The organism is Terrisporobacter hibernicus (genome assembly GCF_020809405.1).
GTDB lineage: Bacteria > Bacillota > Clostridia > Peptostreptococcales > Peptostreptococcaceae > Terrisporobacter > Terrisporobacter petrolearius.
In genome coordinates, this window is the sequence record NZ_CP081135.1 from 415,862 (window position 1) to 431,877 (window position 16,016).

The 16,016-nt window shown below is 31.2% G+C and carries 14 protein-coding genes; 3 read left to right on the forward strand and 11 right to left on the reverse strand.

The window, feature by feature from the left end; translation table 11 throughout:
• Positions 1-27 precede the first annotated feature (27 nt).
• A complete protein-coding gene (locus tag JW646_RS02060) occupies positions 28-1,371 on the reverse strand; it encodes a Na+/H+ antiporter NhaC family protein (RefSeq protein WP_074917993.1) in 1,344 nt (447 codons plus the stop codon).
• 219 nt (positions 1,372-1,590) lie between these two features.
• The gene (locus JW646_RS02065; protein WP_148557407.1) at positions 1,591-2,181 is read right to left on the reverse strand and encodes a class II aldolase/adducin family protein; all 591 of its coding nucleotides are present in this window, start codon (positions 2,179-2,181) and stop codon (positions 1,591-1,593) included.
• A 215-nt stretch (positions 2,182-2,396) separates the two neighbouring features.
• Between JW646_RS02065 and JW646_RS02070 the strand changes: the two genes are divergently transcribed.
• The 3 genes from JW646_RS02070 to megL are packed head-to-tail and all read left to right on the forward strand — an operon-like array spanning position 2,397 to position 5,589.
• Positions 2,397-3,194 (forward strand): DeoR/GlpR family DNA-binding transcription regulator, encoded by a 798-nt coding sequence (locus JW646_RS02070; protein WP_228416398.1) that lies wholly within the window; start codon positions 2,397-2,399, stop codon positions 3,192-3,194.
• The gene (locus JW646_RS02075; RefSeq protein WP_228416399.1) at positions 3,187-4,353 is read left to right on the forward strand and encodes an iron-containing alcohol dehydrogenase; all 1,167 of its coding nucleotides are present in this window, start codon (positions 3,187-3,189) and stop codon (positions 4,351-4,353) included. The genes JW646_RS02070 and JW646_RS02075 overlap by 8 nt, the downstream gene beginning before the upstream one ends.
• Positions 4,354-4,401: 48 nt before the next feature.
• Positions 4,402-5,589, forward strand: a complete 1,188-nt coding sequence (gene megL / locus JW646_RS02080) for a methionine gamma-lyase (RefSeq protein ID WP_228416400.1) — start codon at positions 4,402-4,404, stop codon at positions 5,587-5,589.
• Positions 5,590-5,747: 158 nt separating this feature from the next.
• Here megL and pflB read toward each other — a convergent pair whose 3' ends face one another.
• From pflB to JW646_RS02125, 9 genes are all read right to left on the reverse strand, one after another.
• Positions 5,748-7,982 carry a formate C-acetyltransferase gene (gene pflB / locus JW646_RS02085; protein ID WP_228416401.1) on the reverse strand — a complete coding sequence of 745 codons (2,235 nt, stop codon included), beginning with the start codon at positions 7,980-7,982 and terminating at the stop codon, positions 5,748-5,750.
• A gap of 151 nt (positions 7,983-8,133) precedes the next feature.
• A complete protein-coding gene (locus JW646_RS02090) occupies positions 8,134-9,528 on the reverse strand; it encodes a GntP family permease (protein WP_228416402.1) in 1,395 nt (464 codons plus the stop codon).
• Between the two features lie 148 nt (positions 9,529-9,676).
• Complete coding sequence (gene pdxA, locus JW646_RS02095; protein WP_228416403.1) at positions 9,677-10,675, reverse strand: 4-hydroxythreonine-4-phosphate dehydrogenase PdxA; 999 nt, start codon at positions 10,673-10,675, stop codon at positions 9,677-9,679.
• A 34-nt stretch (positions 10,676-10,709) separates the two neighbouring features.
• Entirely contained in the window at positions 10,710-12,023 is a 1,314-nt protein-coding gene (locus JW646_RS02100) for a four-carbon acid sugar kinase family protein (protein ID WP_228416404.1), read from the reverse strand.
• 16 nt (positions 12,024-12,039) lie between these two features.
• Positions 12,040-12,801 (reverse strand): DeoR/GlpR family DNA-binding transcription regulator, encoded by a 762-nt coding sequence (locus tag JW646_RS02105; protein ID WP_074918012.1) that lies wholly within the window; start codon positions 12,799-12,801, stop codon positions 12,040-12,042.
• Positions 12,802-13,052: 251 nt separating this feature from the next.
• Positions 13,053-13,772 (reverse strand): amino acid ABC transporter ATP-binding protein, encoded by a 720-nt coding sequence (locus JW646_RS02110; protein WP_272491855.1) that lies wholly within the window; start codon positions 13,770-13,772, stop codon positions 13,053-13,055.
• A complete protein-coding gene (locus JW646_RS02115; protein WP_206924823.1) occupies positions 13,760-14,425 on the reverse strand; it encodes an amino acid ABC transporter permease in 666 nt (221 codons plus the stop codon). Before JW646_RS02115 ends, JW646_RS02110 begins: the two co-directional genes overlap by 13 nt.
• A 1-nt stretch (position 14,426) precedes the next feature.
• Positions 14,427-15,251, reverse strand: coding sequence for a transporter substrate-binding domain-containing protein (locus tag JW646_RS02120; RefSeq protein ID WP_228416405.1), 825 nt, complete (start codon positions 15,249-15,251; stop codon positions 14,427-14,429).
• A 69-nt stretch (positions 15,252-15,320) separates the two neighbouring features.
• Positions 15,321-15,857: a CD3072 family TudS-related putative desulfidase gene (locus tag JW646_RS02125; RefSeq protein WP_228416406.1), complete on the reverse strand. Its 537-nt coding sequence runs from the start codon at positions 15,855-15,857 to the stop codon at positions 15,321-15,323.
• Between the last annotated feature and the right edge of the window lie 159 nt (positions 15,858-16,016).

Consider the following 16,016-nt stretch of genomic DNA (forward strand, 5'->3'; position numbering starts at 1 on the left):
TAAAATAGATAATTTAAGTTACAATTTTTATTCTTCAAGTTGATTAACTACTAATTTGGGCTTTGTTTTTGATGACATATTAGGCCAACCTATTAAAATAAACACTATTCCAAATACTATCATTAGCATAGAATACCAGCAATAAGGTAAAATCGAACCTGGTGATATGCCTGCTAATGCACCCGCTGTTAGTAATTGTCCTGCATAAGGTAGTAACCCTTGGAAACCAGATGAGAATAAATCAAGTATACTTGCTGTTCTAGCTCTTGAAATATTATATTGATCAGCTATATCTCTAGCTATAGGCCCTGCTGCTATAATTGATACAGTATTATTAGTTGTTGATATATCTATTAAACTTACTAATGCTGCTATTGATAACTCTGCACCACGAGCAGTTTTTGTTTTTCTAGTTAACTTATGAAGTAACCAATCTATACCACCAAGATGATCCATTAGAGCAACTAAACCACCTACTAATAAAGCTATCAAGGCCATATCTTCCATCCAAGTCATACCTTCATGAATTACTGCCAATGATCCTATTAAAGTAAAATCACCATGCATAACTCCTATTATCACTCCAACAAGCACTCCTGTACTCATTACTGTTATAACATTTATTCCTAGTAATGATAAAACTATAACTATAACATATGGAATCATATTTATAAAACTATAATCTCCAGCAGCGTCAGTTGATGCACTACCCATTGGTTGTAGAGATAATAAAACTAAAGTAATAATAACTGCTGGTAAAACCATTAATATATTTGCTTTAAATTTGTCTCTCATTGGTATATCTTGAGTACGTGTAGCTGCTATTGTAGTATCAGAAATAAATGATAAGTTATCACCAAATAGCGCACCTCCTACAACTACTCCACAAACTAAAGCCATATTAAATCCTGTTGCCTTAGAAAGAGATACAGCAATTGGCATTAAAGCTGATACTGTTCCCATTGAAGTACCCATAGAGAAACTTAATATACACCCTATCACAAACAATCCTGGCAGTACCATATTAGAAGGTAATATGCTTAGGCCAAAATTAGTAACAGAATCACTAGCATGCATTGCACCTGCAATTCCATAAAAAGCTCCTGCTAATAAAAATATAATTACCATAAGTACTAATGTACTATCTCCTGCCCCTTTACAAAACAAAGTAACCTTTTCTTCAAATGTAAGCTTTTCTTCTCCTTTTTTGTTTAAAACAAATGCTACACCTATTGCAATTGATATGCCTATCATTAAAGGCATATTATCGAAACTTCCTGTTCCTATACCAACGGCAAAATATAAAACTAAAAATACAACCAGTGGAACTAATCCTAAAAAACTACCCTTTGATTTCTTATTATTTTCCATTTTTTCCTCCTAAAATAATTTATTGGATTTTTATAATCTATAAAATAATTTTGGAGTATGAAACTTTTATGAATCCTTTTTATAATTTTTGAAATAAGTACGATTAGATTTAATTCTTTGTTAATGATTTATATATGATTGAATTGTGTTTATGTATGAAAATAAATATAGATCTATTATTAGAATGCAGATTCATCTAAAGCTTCATACTTATTATTTTTAGTCTAAAATAACTGGAACTCCTGATGTTTTTGCATAATAATAAATTTTTGCTGCATCTTCCACATATTCTGCTGCTACAAAAGCCTCTTCCATAGTTTTCCCAACTGCAATAACTCCATGGTTTGCTAATAAACAAGCTGTGCGGTCTTTCAAATAAGGTAATATAACTTGAGCTAACTCTTCAGAACCAGCTGGTCTAAAAGGAGCCACCTTTACATCTCCCCCTAAGAAAGGTTTCATTTCTATTAATATTAAAGGTATATCTTGATGGTTAACTGCAAATCCTGTAGCTACTGATGAGTGCGTATGAACAATTGCATTTACTTGTGGATATTTTTTATATACTTCTATATGCATTTTCCACTCTGATGATGGTTTTTGACCTTCTACTTTTGAGTTTCCTTCTCCGTCAATTTCTACAATATCTTCTTCAGTCATAATATCGTAAGACAATCCACTTGCAGTTATTAAATAACTATCGTCACCTTTATCAACATTTCTTATACTTATATTTCCACTTGTACCAGCTACTAATTTTTCATTATATAATTTTTTTGCTGCGTCTAATACTAGTTTTCTCGAGTTCATTTCTGTGCCCCCCTCCTCTATTTACCATAAATATATCACAGAAATAATCACAAAACAACATTTTCCCAACAAAAAAACGTTTTTTCTCTTGTTTTTTTGACTGTTTAATTTGATTATTGTTGTTTTTTGTGATTTATTGTTAATTTCATATTGCATTCTAAAATCAATTCATCTACAATTGAATCATACAAATATCGAATACCAAGGAGTTAATTATGTTAAAAATCGATAGACATAATGTTATAGAGAGAGAACTACATAAAAAAAGAAGCGTACTAATCTCTGACTTAAGCAAACTACTAGAATGTAGCGAAGAAACTATAAGAAGAGATTTGAGAGAAATGGAAAAGGCAAATAAATTATGTAGAATTCATGGAGGAGCATATTTACCAGAAAAATACGACAAGGGTGTTCCAATACAATTAAGAGAAACTTTTTATATTGAAGAAAAAGAACATATGGCTAAAAGAGTCTTAAACTATATTAAAGATAACGATGTTATAATGCTTGATTCAAGTACCACATGCTTAAAACTGGCAGAAGCACTGATTACTTCTCAACTTAATGTAACACTTATCACTAATTCACTTAGAATTTGTAATTTATGTGAAAGCTACCAGTCAAATATTAATCTAATATGTTTAGGTGGTAAATTTCACTCAAGTACAAGCTCTTTTGTAGGGTATCATACTTTAGATAATCTAAGTGTTTATTATGCAGATAAATGCTTTATAAGTTGTCCGTTTGTAGACACTACATACGGTCTGTCAGATAACAACTTTGATAGTGCCAAAATAAGAGAATTAATGATTAAGAATTCAAAAGAACATTTTTTATTAATGGACCATACGAAAATTGGCAATAAATCCGATATATTATTTGCAAATCTTAAAGATATAGATGTTTTAATAACTGATTATAAATTATCTAAAGAATGGAATGAAACTTGTAAAAAATTAAATTGTAAAATAGATTATGCTTTAACAAATAAGGGGGTTTTAAATAATGATTAATTTCCAGTACTATAATCCATCAAAAGTTATATTTGGCCAAGGTTCACACCAAAATATAAAACAGCTATTAAAAGATTATAATGTAACTTCTCTGTTCTTAATTTATGGTGGAAGGACTGTAAAAAGATTAGGAATATGGGATACAGTAAGTAAAGCATGTGAGGAATTAGGAATTAAATTTACTGAAAGAGGTGGTGTAGTTCCTAACCCTAAAATAGAACATGTTAGAGAACTTATAGAAGTAGGTAAAGAAAATAATGTAGATTTCGTTCTTGCTGCAGGTGGTGGTAGCTCTATGGATACTGCTAAGGCCGTATCTGTAGGAATACCTTACGAAGGAGATGTATGGAACTTTTTTGAAGGCAAAGATTCAATTTCATCAGCTCTTCCAATTGGGGTTATCTCAACAATACCTGCAAGTGGGTCAGAAACATCTAACTGCTCCATTATTTCAAATGGGCTTTATAAGCTAGGTATTGAAAGCGATTTCATAATTCCAAAATTCGCAATTATGAATCCTGAGTTCACATTATCTCTACCACAATATCAAACTTCTTGTGGAATAGCAGATATATTTTCTCATTTATTAGAACGTTACTTTACTAATACTAAATATGTAGATACAACTGACTATTTAATTGAGGGAGCTTGTAAAGCACTTATTCTAAATGCACAAAGACTAATGGAAAACCCTAATGATATAAATGCACGTTCAGAAATTCAGTGGTTAGCTTCTATAGCTCATAATAATTTGCTAGACACTGGTCGAGTACCTGATTGGGGATCACATAGAATAGAACATGAACTAAGTGCTCAGTATGGGCTAACTCATGGTGAAGGTATGGCTATCGTTTTAGTAGCTTGGACAAAATATATGGCTTATAACAAACCTTCAAAACTTGCACAGTTGGCTAATCGCTTATTTAACATAGATTACAGTAATTACTCTGAAGAAGAAATGGCACTTAAATTATCTCATCACTTAAAGGACTTCTTCATATCACTAAATTTAGATACTAAATTATCACAAAAAGGCATAACAGATGAACATTTTGATTTAATGGCAATGCGTGCTACTAATAATAATCAATCCACAGTTGGCAACTACATACCTTTAGACGCATCCAAATTTGTAGATATCTTAAAACTAGCTTTATAATTATTAATTTTATTAATAAAAACAATATATACTTAGGAGGACTTTACAATGAAAGTTAAAGGATTTGCAACAAAAGCTATACATGCAGGACATCACAAAAACGCAGCAGGTGCATTAGGACTACCAATCTACCAAACTTCAACATTTGTCTTTGACAGTGCAGAACAAGGAAGAAAAAGATTTGAGGGAGAAGAAGAAGGATATATATATTCTAGATTAGGCAACCCTACTAATACATCATTAGAAGAAAAAATTGCTGAACTTGAAGGTGGAGAATCTTGTATCTCAACTGCATCTGGTATGGGTGCCATATCTTCAACATTATGGACAGCATTAAAGGCTGGAGATCATGTGGTAGCTAGTGATACTCTTTATGGTTGTACTCAAGCATTATTATCTAGAGGTCTAACTAAATTTGCCATCGAAGTTGACTTTGTTGATTTCACTGATTTAGAAAAAGTAAAAAATTCTATGAAACCTAATACAAGAGTTGTATACTTTGAAACACCTGCTAACCCAACACTTAGATTATACGACATTGAAAAAATATGTGAAATTGCTCATAGCCAAGAAAATGTTTTAGTTATGGTTGATAATACGTTTTGTACACCTTATATCCAAAGACCTTTGTCACTTGGAGCTGATGTTGTCCTACATTCTGCTACTAAATTCTTAAACGGACATGGTGATGTTATAGCTGGTTTTGTAGTTGGATATAGTGAATTTATAAATGAAGTTAGATTTGAAGGTATAAAAGATTTTACTGGTGCTGTTCTAAGCCCAAATGATGCCTTTTTAATAAATAGAGGACTAAAAACATTGGCAGTAAGAATGGAACAACATTGTTCAAATGCTATGAAAGTAGCTAAATTCTTAGAAAAACATCCAGCAATAGAGAAGATAAACTACCCTGGATTAGAAAGTTTCCCTCAATTTGAACTTGCTAAAAAACAAATGGATCTACCTGGAGCAATGATATCTTTTGAAGTAAAAGGTGGCCTTGAAGCAGGAGAAAAACTAATGAATACATTGAGTCTTTGTACATTAGCTGTAAGTTTAGGAGATGCAGAAACATTAATTGAGCATCCAGCTTCTATGACACACTCAGCTTGTACTCCTGAAGAACGTGCAAATGCAAATATAACTGATGGACTAGTAAGACTTGCTGTTGGACTTGAAAATGTGGAAGATATAATAGATGACTTAAAAAACGCCTTAGATTTACTTATTAAGTAAACTCACTTAATATTAGTGTAATCCCTATATATAAAAAAGAAAGTATATATTTTCTTATTGAAGATATATACTTTCTTTTATTTTTCTAAACATATTCTAAACATATTATAATTTTTCTATTTATCACATGTTTATTTTCATGTGTATTTTAAGATATATTACATTTTTCCATGGAATGTTCTATTAATTACATCCATTTGTTGTTCTCTACTTAGTTTAATAAAGTTTACTGCATATCCAGATACCCTTATTGTAAGTTGAGGATATTCTTCTGGATGGTCCATAGCATGAAGCAATGTTTCTCTAACAAGTACGTTTACATTTAAGTGGTGAGCTGATTGTGAGAAATATCCATCCATTAAATTGCTTAAGTTTCTTATTCTTTCTTCTCCTGATTTACCTAAAGCATCTGGAATAATAGAGAAAGTATTTGATATTCCATCTATAGAATGATTATATGGTAACTTGGCAACAGATGCTAAGGATGCCAATGAACCACTTTTATCTCTACCATGCATTGGATTTGCTCCTGGTGCAAATGGTTCTCCTGCTTTTCTGCCATCTGGTGTTGAGCCTGTTTTCTTACCATAAACCACATTTGAAGTTATAGTAAGAACAGATTGAGTATGAATAGCATCTCTATAAGTTTTATTTTTTCTTATTTTGTTCATCATGTTTTCAACTAAATATACAGCTATACTATCTACTCTGTCGTCGTTGTTACCATAGGTAGGAAACTCTCCTTCTATTTGGAAATCAACAGCTATACCTTGTTCATTTCTTATAGGTTTAACTTTTGCATACTTAATAGCTGATAAACTATCTGCACAAACTGATAACCCAGCTATACCACAAGCCATAGTTCTAATTATATCTCTTTCATGTAGAGCCATTTGCAAACGTTCATAACAATATTTATCGTGCATAAAATGTATTACATTTAATGTATTTACATAAAGTTTTGCTAACCAATCAGTATAATGTTCAAATTTTTCCATTACTTCATCATAATTCAAATATTCACTGTCTATTTTACCAAAATCCGGTGATACTTGTATTCCTAGTTTTTCGTCTATACCACCATTTATAGCATAAAGTAATGTTTTTGCTAAATTTACTCTAGCTCCAAAGAACTGCATTTGTTTACCAAGATTCATAGCTGACACGCAGCATGCTATGGCGTAATCATCTCCATAGTAATCTCTCATCAAGTCGTCATTTTCGTATTGTACTGAACTTGTGTCGATGGAAACTTTTGAACAAAAATCTTTAAATCCTTGTGGTAATTTAGTTGACCATAAAACTGTTAAGTTTGGCTCTGGTGATGGTCCTAGTGTATAAAGTGTGTTTAACATTCTAAAAGAAGTTTTGGTTACTAAAGTTCTTCCGTCACTACCCATACCACCAATACTTTCTGTTACCCAAGTTGGGTCCCCGGAAAATAACTCATTGTAGTCAGGAGTTCTTAGGAATTTAACTAATCTTAATTTCATAACAAAGTGATCTATCATTTCTTGTGCTTGCTCTTCTGTAATTAAACCTGCTTTTATATCTCTTTCAATATAAACATCTAAAAAAGTAGAAGTTTTTCCTAAAGACATGGCAGCACCATTTTGGTCTTTTATAGCTCCCAAAAATCCAAAATATAGCCATTGTATAGCTTCTTTTGCGTTAGTTGCAGGTTTTGAAATATCAAATCCATAAGACTGTGCCATTTCTTTTAATTGTTCTAAAGCTCTTATTTGTTCTGATAATTCTTCTCTTAATCTAATTACATCCTCTGACATTTCTTCATTATCTAGCTCATCTTTTTCAACTATTTTCTCTTCTACTAATCTATCTATACCATATAGTGCAACTCTTCTATAATCTCCTATTATTCTACCCCTACCATAAGCATCTGGAAGACCTGTTATAATTCCAGCCTTTCTTGCTAATCTCATCTCTTTTGTATATGCATCAAATACACCTTGATTATGAGTCTTTCTATATTTTGTAAATATTTCTTTTATATCATCATCTAACTCAAAGCCATAAGCTTTACAAGCAGACTCTACCATTCTTATGCCACCAAAAGGCATTACTGCTCTTTTAAATGGTTCATCTGTTTGAAAACCTACTATAGTTTCTAAATCTTTGTTTAAATATCCTGCTTTATACGCATTTATACCAGATACAGTGTGAGTATCCACATCTAAAACTCCACCATTATCTCTTTCCTTTTTATTTAATTCCAATACTTGTTCCCATAATTTTTTAGTATTTTCAGTAGCGCTTGCTAGGAATTTACCGTCCCCTTCATATGGGCAGTAATTGCCCTGTATAAAATCCCTAACATCAATTTTATCTTGCCAAATTCCATCATTAAAATCTTTCCAAGCATTTACTTCCATTTTGAGTTTATCCTTTCACATTTATGTCATAAGTAAATTTTTTTATCTAATAATAAATATCCCCAAATTTGCATCTTATTATTTAATGATAAATTTTCAAAAAAAATAAAAAATAGGTGTTTCGCTATTTCAGCGAAACACCCTAATATAATTACATAAACATATTTAATATCATTAACTCTACAAATCCTACAGCCCATACTATTGTACTTGCTACAGAATAACCTCTTAATTGCTCCTTAACTTCAGTAACTCCTAAAGTTCTGTTAACAACCCAGAAATATGAATCATTAAAGTGAGAGAATACTAATGAACCCATACAAGCTGATAATACTGCAAGCTCTGGTGATAATCCAAGTGTTGCCATCATTGGAGCTGTTACAGATGCTGCTGTTGTCATGGCAACTGTTCCACTTCCTTGTATTAGTCTTACTATTGATGATATGGCAAATGGTATTATTACTGCTGGTAGTGCTGTATTTGCTATAAGTCCTGCTATGTAGTCTCCTGCGCCAGAATCTCTTATTATCATTCCTAAAGCTCCACCTGCACCAGTAACTAACATTATTACTCCTGCAGATTTTATACCTTTTTCCATAGTATTTGTTATTTCTTTTTTGTCTTGGCCTTTACCTAAACCATATATTGCTATTATTAAACCTAAACCAACAGCTATAACTGGAGCTCCTAAAAAGTTTATTACTTCTATATATCCACCTTCTAGGCCCATTTGTGTAGTAACTGTTTTTAATAATATTAATATTATAGGTGCAAATATTGGCATAAATGACATAAATGCTGATGGTAATACTTCTTCTTCACTGTCTATTAAAGTTGCTGCTACTTCGTCATGAGCCATTGCTCCTAAATCTTCACTACTTAAATAACTTTCACCATCTTCACCTGGTACTTTATATTGTTTTTGTCCTATATACTTAGCATAAGTAAGTCCTACCAAAGTCATTGGGATTGCACAAACAATTCCAAGTAATAATGTTGTACCTACATTTGCACCATATATTCCTGCAACTCCAACTGGTCCTGGAGTAGGTGGTACTAACGTATGTGTAATAACTAAACCTATAGCTAGTGATAAACCTAAAGATATAACTGATTTTTTTGTATTTCTTGATATTGATTTTGCAAGTGGTGATAAAATTACAAATCCTGAATCACAAAAAATTGGTATTGATACTAAAAAACCTGTAATAGCTAAAGCTAGTTCTTCTCTGCCTTTACCTAGTTTTTCAACGAATATTTGGGCCATCTTTTTTGCTGCACCTGATACCTCAAATATTTCACCCATCATAACACCAAATCCAATAATAATACCTATACTACCAAGTGTATTCCCAAATCCAGTTGTTATACTGTTTACTACGTCTCCAGCTGGCATTCCACCAACTAATCCTGTTATTGATGCACTTATTATCATTGCTAAGAATGGATGCATCTTTGTTTTTAACATCATAAATATTAATAATGTTATTCCAAGGCCTAGACCTATTAATATTTGCGGTCCTGATACAACTAATTCGTTATTCATTATGATTCCTCCAAGTTAATAAATTTTTAATTTTTAATTTTATATAAATTATATTTAATAAACTTTAATAACAATGTATCTAAACTTCGCACACCCATTAGCGTATGCGTTGGTTTAGATACATTGTTTTATATAAATAAATTGTTGTTTACTTTTTATTAAAGTTTGGAGCATAATCTCCTGCCAGTCTTATTGCTTCTACTAAACTTATTTCGTTTGCTATGTTTTTCCAAGCTATATCAAATGCCGTTCCATGGTCAACTGATGTTCTTAAGAAAGGCATGTTGTTTGTTATTGATATAGTTCTATGGAAATCTACAGTTTTTGTAGCTATATGGCCTTGGTCATGATATAGAGAAAGCACTGCATCAAACTTTCCTTGAAGCCCAAAGAAAAATACTGAGTCTGCTCCTATTGGACCTACCACGTCTATTCCTTCTTTTCTTGCTCTTTCAATTGCTGGTTCTATTTCTCTTTCTTCGTCTCCAAACAATCCATGCTCTCCACAATGAGGATTTAACCCTGCCACTGCCATTATAGGATTTTCTATTCCTAGTTGTCTTAATGCTTCTTTTGATCTTATTATAAATTCATACATATTTTCCTCAGTAACTAAGTCGCAAGCTTTCTTAAGAGATACATGTCTGCTTAAGAAGAATACTCTTAAATCTTTTACTTGGAACATAGTTAAAGGGTTGTATGTTTTTGTTAAATCTTCTAATACTTCTGTGTGACCTATATATGGCACATTACCTGCCTTAAATGACTCTTTGTTCAGTGGTGTAGTTGCTATGGCCTTAACTTTTCCCTCCATTGCATAATCTATAGATTTGGCTAAATATTCAAAAGCAGCCTTTCCACACATTCCACTAACCTTACCTGGTTCAAATTTGTTCATATCTATGTTATCAACATTTACTAAATTTAATGTTTTGTTGTTGTAGTCTCCATCTTGTGGGTTTTCTATAATATTTATTTTCATATCCACTTCACAAACTGCTATGGCTTTTTCTAATATTTCCTTATTTCCAAATACAACTATGTTCGCATAAGTGTTTGTTTCCTCTTTAGCTATGGATTTAACCACAATCTCTGGTCCTATTCCTGCTGGATCTCCTAAAGGTACTCCTATATATTCTCTATTCATGACTATTCCTCCAAATTGAACTTTATAATTTATACTATCTAATGTAATATTGTGTTGATATTTTTGTTGCCAAGTAATCTATACAAAGGGATAAGGTTTTCTTGTCTCCTATAAGACCGCCCTTTGTTATTGCTGGCATATTAGGGTATTTACCTCCAATAAATCTGCCATACACTGCTAGTGGTATTATTTCATCTTTTATGTCTATACCTTCAACACCTAGCCTTTTCATAACTTCCATAGTTACATCACCGCCACTAGTATATAGGGCTCCTATGGACGAATTTGATAATTCCAAAGCCAGCTCTGTTATTTTAGCTAAGCCTTTATTTATCTTAACTGATATGGCCTCTTCATCTATACCAAGTTTCTTAGACAGTTCACTTAAATTTAAAACCTCATCTTCCCTTGTCGTTGTAGTTATTCCAACAATATTAGATGTACTAAGTTTTAATTTTTCTTCTATTATGTGTAGTACTCTTTCAACCTCTTTATCTATTTTTTCATCATCTATAAGCTTTAATGGATTAACTTTTACAAGAGCTGGTGATTTTGTTGCAACTAGATTTTCTATTTGGCCTATGGTAGTTTTACTTACACTTCCTATGGCAAAGAAAACTTTCTTACCTTGTTCTACTTGAGATGATCCATATTTAGCATTCATCAAACATTTAGTAAATGGTCCTGGGTCAACTGGAATAATATTTAATTTTGTCAGTTCAGATGCTTTTGCTATTGTTTCTATTTCGTCATTAGTTACTGCATCTACAACAATTATTTTATTTCCTTCATCTACTAATAAATTTATTTTTCTACTTAAAAACTCTTCTCCTCTTAACACATCACTAATTTGTATGTCCGCCACCTTATACTTACTTTGACTTTGTATTATTTCTTTTACACTTGAATTAGTAACTGGACATTTTGGATCCTTTGCCACCAAAGTATTCTGAAGTGGCACTGAGTTTACTAATAAAAATCCACCTATGGAAATTCTTCCTGAATCAGGATAAGATGCCACAACAACAGCTATGGATTCTTTATCCTTGTCTAAGATAGCATCTATTTCTGAGCCTATATTTCCTCTTAAAGTTGAGTCTATTCTTTTTGTATATATGGGTTTTAAATGTTTTACTCTTTCTACTTCCTTACTAACTCTTTCATAGGCTTCTTCTTTTGTAACGCCTCTACTATCAGTGCTTATAGCTACTACGTCACAAAGGCTCATATTTTCATCATTTAAAAGTCTAGAATCTATAAATGTAGAACATTTAAATCCTTCCTTTGCTAATAAAACACCTGTTGCATTTGCGCCTGTAAGATCATCGGCTATTACATATAATTTCATATGTCTCCCCCATCTTCTAAACTAGTTTTATGTTTACACCTTTATCTTTCATTTTCTTTAATATCTCTTCTTCTAATCCTTCATTAGCAATAACTATTTCAAAATCTTTTAAATTTATAATTTTATTAAAACTTCTTTTGTTGAATTTTGAATTATCAGTTACAAGCACTCTATGCATAGATACATCTATCATAGTTTGTTTTACCTTTGCTTTGTTTGGAACAAATGTTGCTAGTTCTAAGTTTTGATTTATGGCGCTTGCTCCCACAAAACATATATCTGCATTTATATTGTTTAAAAAATCTATTGTATAAGTATCTAAACAGCTTCCTGTGTTTCTTTGAATTCTTCCACCTGTACAATAAACTTCTAAATTTTCATACTTCATTAAATAAGCTGCAATTAATATGTCTGTTGTAATTATTTTTAAATTATTTTTCTTTACTAATAACTTTGCAATCTCCATACAAGTTGTACCTGAATCTAAAATAACTATGGAATTATCATGGACAAGTTTTACTGCTTCTTTTGCAATTCTCACCTTTTCTTCCATATAACATTTTTCTTTTTCTTCATAGTCAACTTCTTTTACCATGGAACTATCTATTACAGCCCCGCCAAACACCCTAGTAATAAGACCGTCTTTTTCCATCTTATCTAAATCTCTTCTTATAGTCATAGTTGCCACTTGGCAAATATGAGCTAGTTCATTTACTGTAGCGTTTTTATTTTTCACTATGTAATCATAAATTTTTTTATGTCTATCTAACTGGAACATTTTCATACCTTCTTTTCATGTTTATTTTGAAGTTCGTTTATGTTCATCTATGTTTATATTATTCCACAAACTTTTATAATCCGCAACATATTTTGTTTATTTATGTTTGTTTATTTAATAACTAACAAATTCAAACATATTTGAACATATTTTATTATACATTAATTTAGCAAGCTAAGTTAACTCCTTAATAATTACCAATAATAAATCCCAGGATACAAAGTACCCTGGGATTTGTTATTATATTACTTTTATATAATTATGTTTTCTAAAAAATCCTTTAATCTTTCACTTTCTTGAGTATAAAATTCATCTGGTTTCCCATCAAAATATATCTTGCCTTTATCTAAAAAGACTACTCTAGTTGAAATGTCCAAAGCCATTTTTATTTCATGAGTCACAATAACCATTGTATATCCTTCTTCTACCAATTGTTTTATCGTTTTAAAAACTTCAAATGATAGTTGAGGATCTAGAGATGATGTAGGCTCATCAAAGAGTATTATATCTGGTTCCATGGAAAGAGCTCTAGCTATAGCTACTCTTTGTTTTTGTCCTCCAGATAATTCATTTGGATAATAATTTGCTTTATCACTTAGTTTAACTTTTTCCAATAAGGACTCAGCCATTTTTTTTGCCCTATCTTTTTTAATTCCTCTTACATTAACTAAAGGATTTATTATATTATTTATAACAGTATAGTGGGGAAACAAGTTGAAGTTTTGAAATACCATTCCAACCCTACCTGCCACAGGGCTATGACTATTTACTTTTTCACCACTTATATAAATGTTTCCACCTTGTATTTTTTCAAGTCCGTTAATACATCTTACTAAAGTACTTTTACCAGAACCACTGGCTCCTACCAAAGATATAATTTCACCTTTTTTTATATCTAAAGATATTCCTTTTATTACATCTAATTTGTCATAACTTTTATGTACATTTTCTAATTTTATTATTGACTCCATCTTGTACTTCTCCCTTCTATAAACTTAGCTAGAAGTGAAATTGAGTAAGTCATTACAAGATATATTAATGCAATTACTAAATATACTTCAAAAGGTCTTAATGTTCTAGCATAAATCTGATTTCCTACCCTAGTTATTTCAGCAATTGAAATTATAGATACTAAAGAAGTTTCCTTTATTATGCTGGCAAAAGAATTCATTAATGATGGCAATGCTACTCTAAATGATTGAGGTAGTATTATTTGAATATAAGTTTTTACCTTTGAGTACCCTAGGGAAAATGCTGCTTCATATTGTCCCTTATCTATGGATAAAATTGCACCTCTAATTATTTCAGACATATATGCTGCAGAATTCAAAGATAATCCAATAATTGCACATGTCATAGGCTCCAGTGTAATATTAAAATATGGTAATCCATAGTAAATTAAAAATAGTTGCACCAATAAAGGTGTTCCTCTAAATATTTCAACATAAACGCCCAATATAAATTTAATTATTTTTGGTGTTTTGTATGCTCTTAAAAAGCCTATCATAATTGATAGCAATAAACTTATAAAAAATGTCCATATTCCCAATTGTAGTGTTATTTTTCCTGCATCTACAAATTGATGCATATACGGCATTAGAAACTGAAAATCTAAATTATTCATTTTATTTTATATCTAACCATTTCTTTACAAGCTCATCATACTTACCATTTTCTTTAATTGCTGATATGGCATCATTTATTTTACTTGTTAATTCATCTTCACCTTTATTCATTACTACAACTAAATCACATTTTTGAATTGGGTCATTAATAATTTTAAGAGCGTCATTATCTTTTATTTGAGATGCTGCAAAAGCAATCCCTGCAGCTACTGCATCAATTCTACCATTTTGTAAGTCTAACACAGCTTCTTGAGTTCTGTTATACTTTCTTATATCTTTAAGCTTTGTAGTCTTGTTTAACTCTTCTATTGCTACCTCGCAACTACTTGTTGCTTGAAGTCCTACAGTTTTACCTTTTAAATCTTCCTTACTTTTTATATCATTATTATCCTTTTGAACAATTATAATGTCACTAAGTTCATAATAAGGATTACTCATATTTACGTTTTGTGATGCTGATGTTGCTTCTTGTGGTGACATAGCCGATATTATTACATCATGATCACCCTTTTGTAATCCTGCTACTAGTCCTTCCCATGGTGTATCTTTGATTGTTACTTTTACACCTAATTCTTCTCCTAAAGCTTTTGCAAAGTCTGCATCAAAACCTTCCACATCTCCTGCTTCATTTCTTGTTGAAAATGGTGGATACTCTGGACACATACCTACTACTAGTTCACCTTTGTCTTTTATGGTATTCCAAGCTGTACTTTTACTTTCTTTAGACTCCGATTTTTCGCCTTCTTTTGGAGCAGAACACCCTACCGCTCCTATACATAGCATTGTTGATAATACTAGTGCCAATGATTTTTTTAATTTTTTCATAACATAACTCCCTCTTAATATGTAATATTTATTTTTTAAACACAATCACTTTCCATGACTTATGTTTAATTATCCAGGTATTATCATTTTTAAATCTTTCATACTTTTAATTGGATCTTCTTCATCTATTCCTACAAACTCTAACCCCAAATTGTACTTCTCATTTTCTTTCATCAAAGTATCCATAAATACACCTTGACCCTCTCTTGTTTCATATCCATCAAAATCTAAATTTTCTCCACCTGCATTTCCATAGCAAGTTAAATTTACTCCACAAGTTGGGCTTTTATCTATTCCAATAACATACTTAACTTCATAGCCATTTGTTATGTAATTTCTAACACTTTTAATTACATCTTCTGCTAGTTTTGTACAATGTTCTTCGTAAAAAGGATTATTATATTGATTTATGGACTGACCCCATCTTTTAATTCCCATACACGTAAGTTCAGGGCACTGCAATTGTATTATTCCATAATCATTGTCATAAAGATAATCAATAACTTCTCTTACACAGGCTTTTGATGTAGCAAGACCCTCTACCTTTGAATTTATATTCAATATACAATGACTAACTAAGACAATTTTTTTCGACCTTTTCATCATAACACCCCCTTTTTGATATTTTTATTTAAATTGCTATTTTATTATACAATAATAGAAATTTTTTTAGTGTTGTTTGGCAATTTTTCATTATTGTATGTTTTTATATAACATTAGTTGTATAGATTATTTCGATATAAGTACTTGGAAATTCACTCCTCA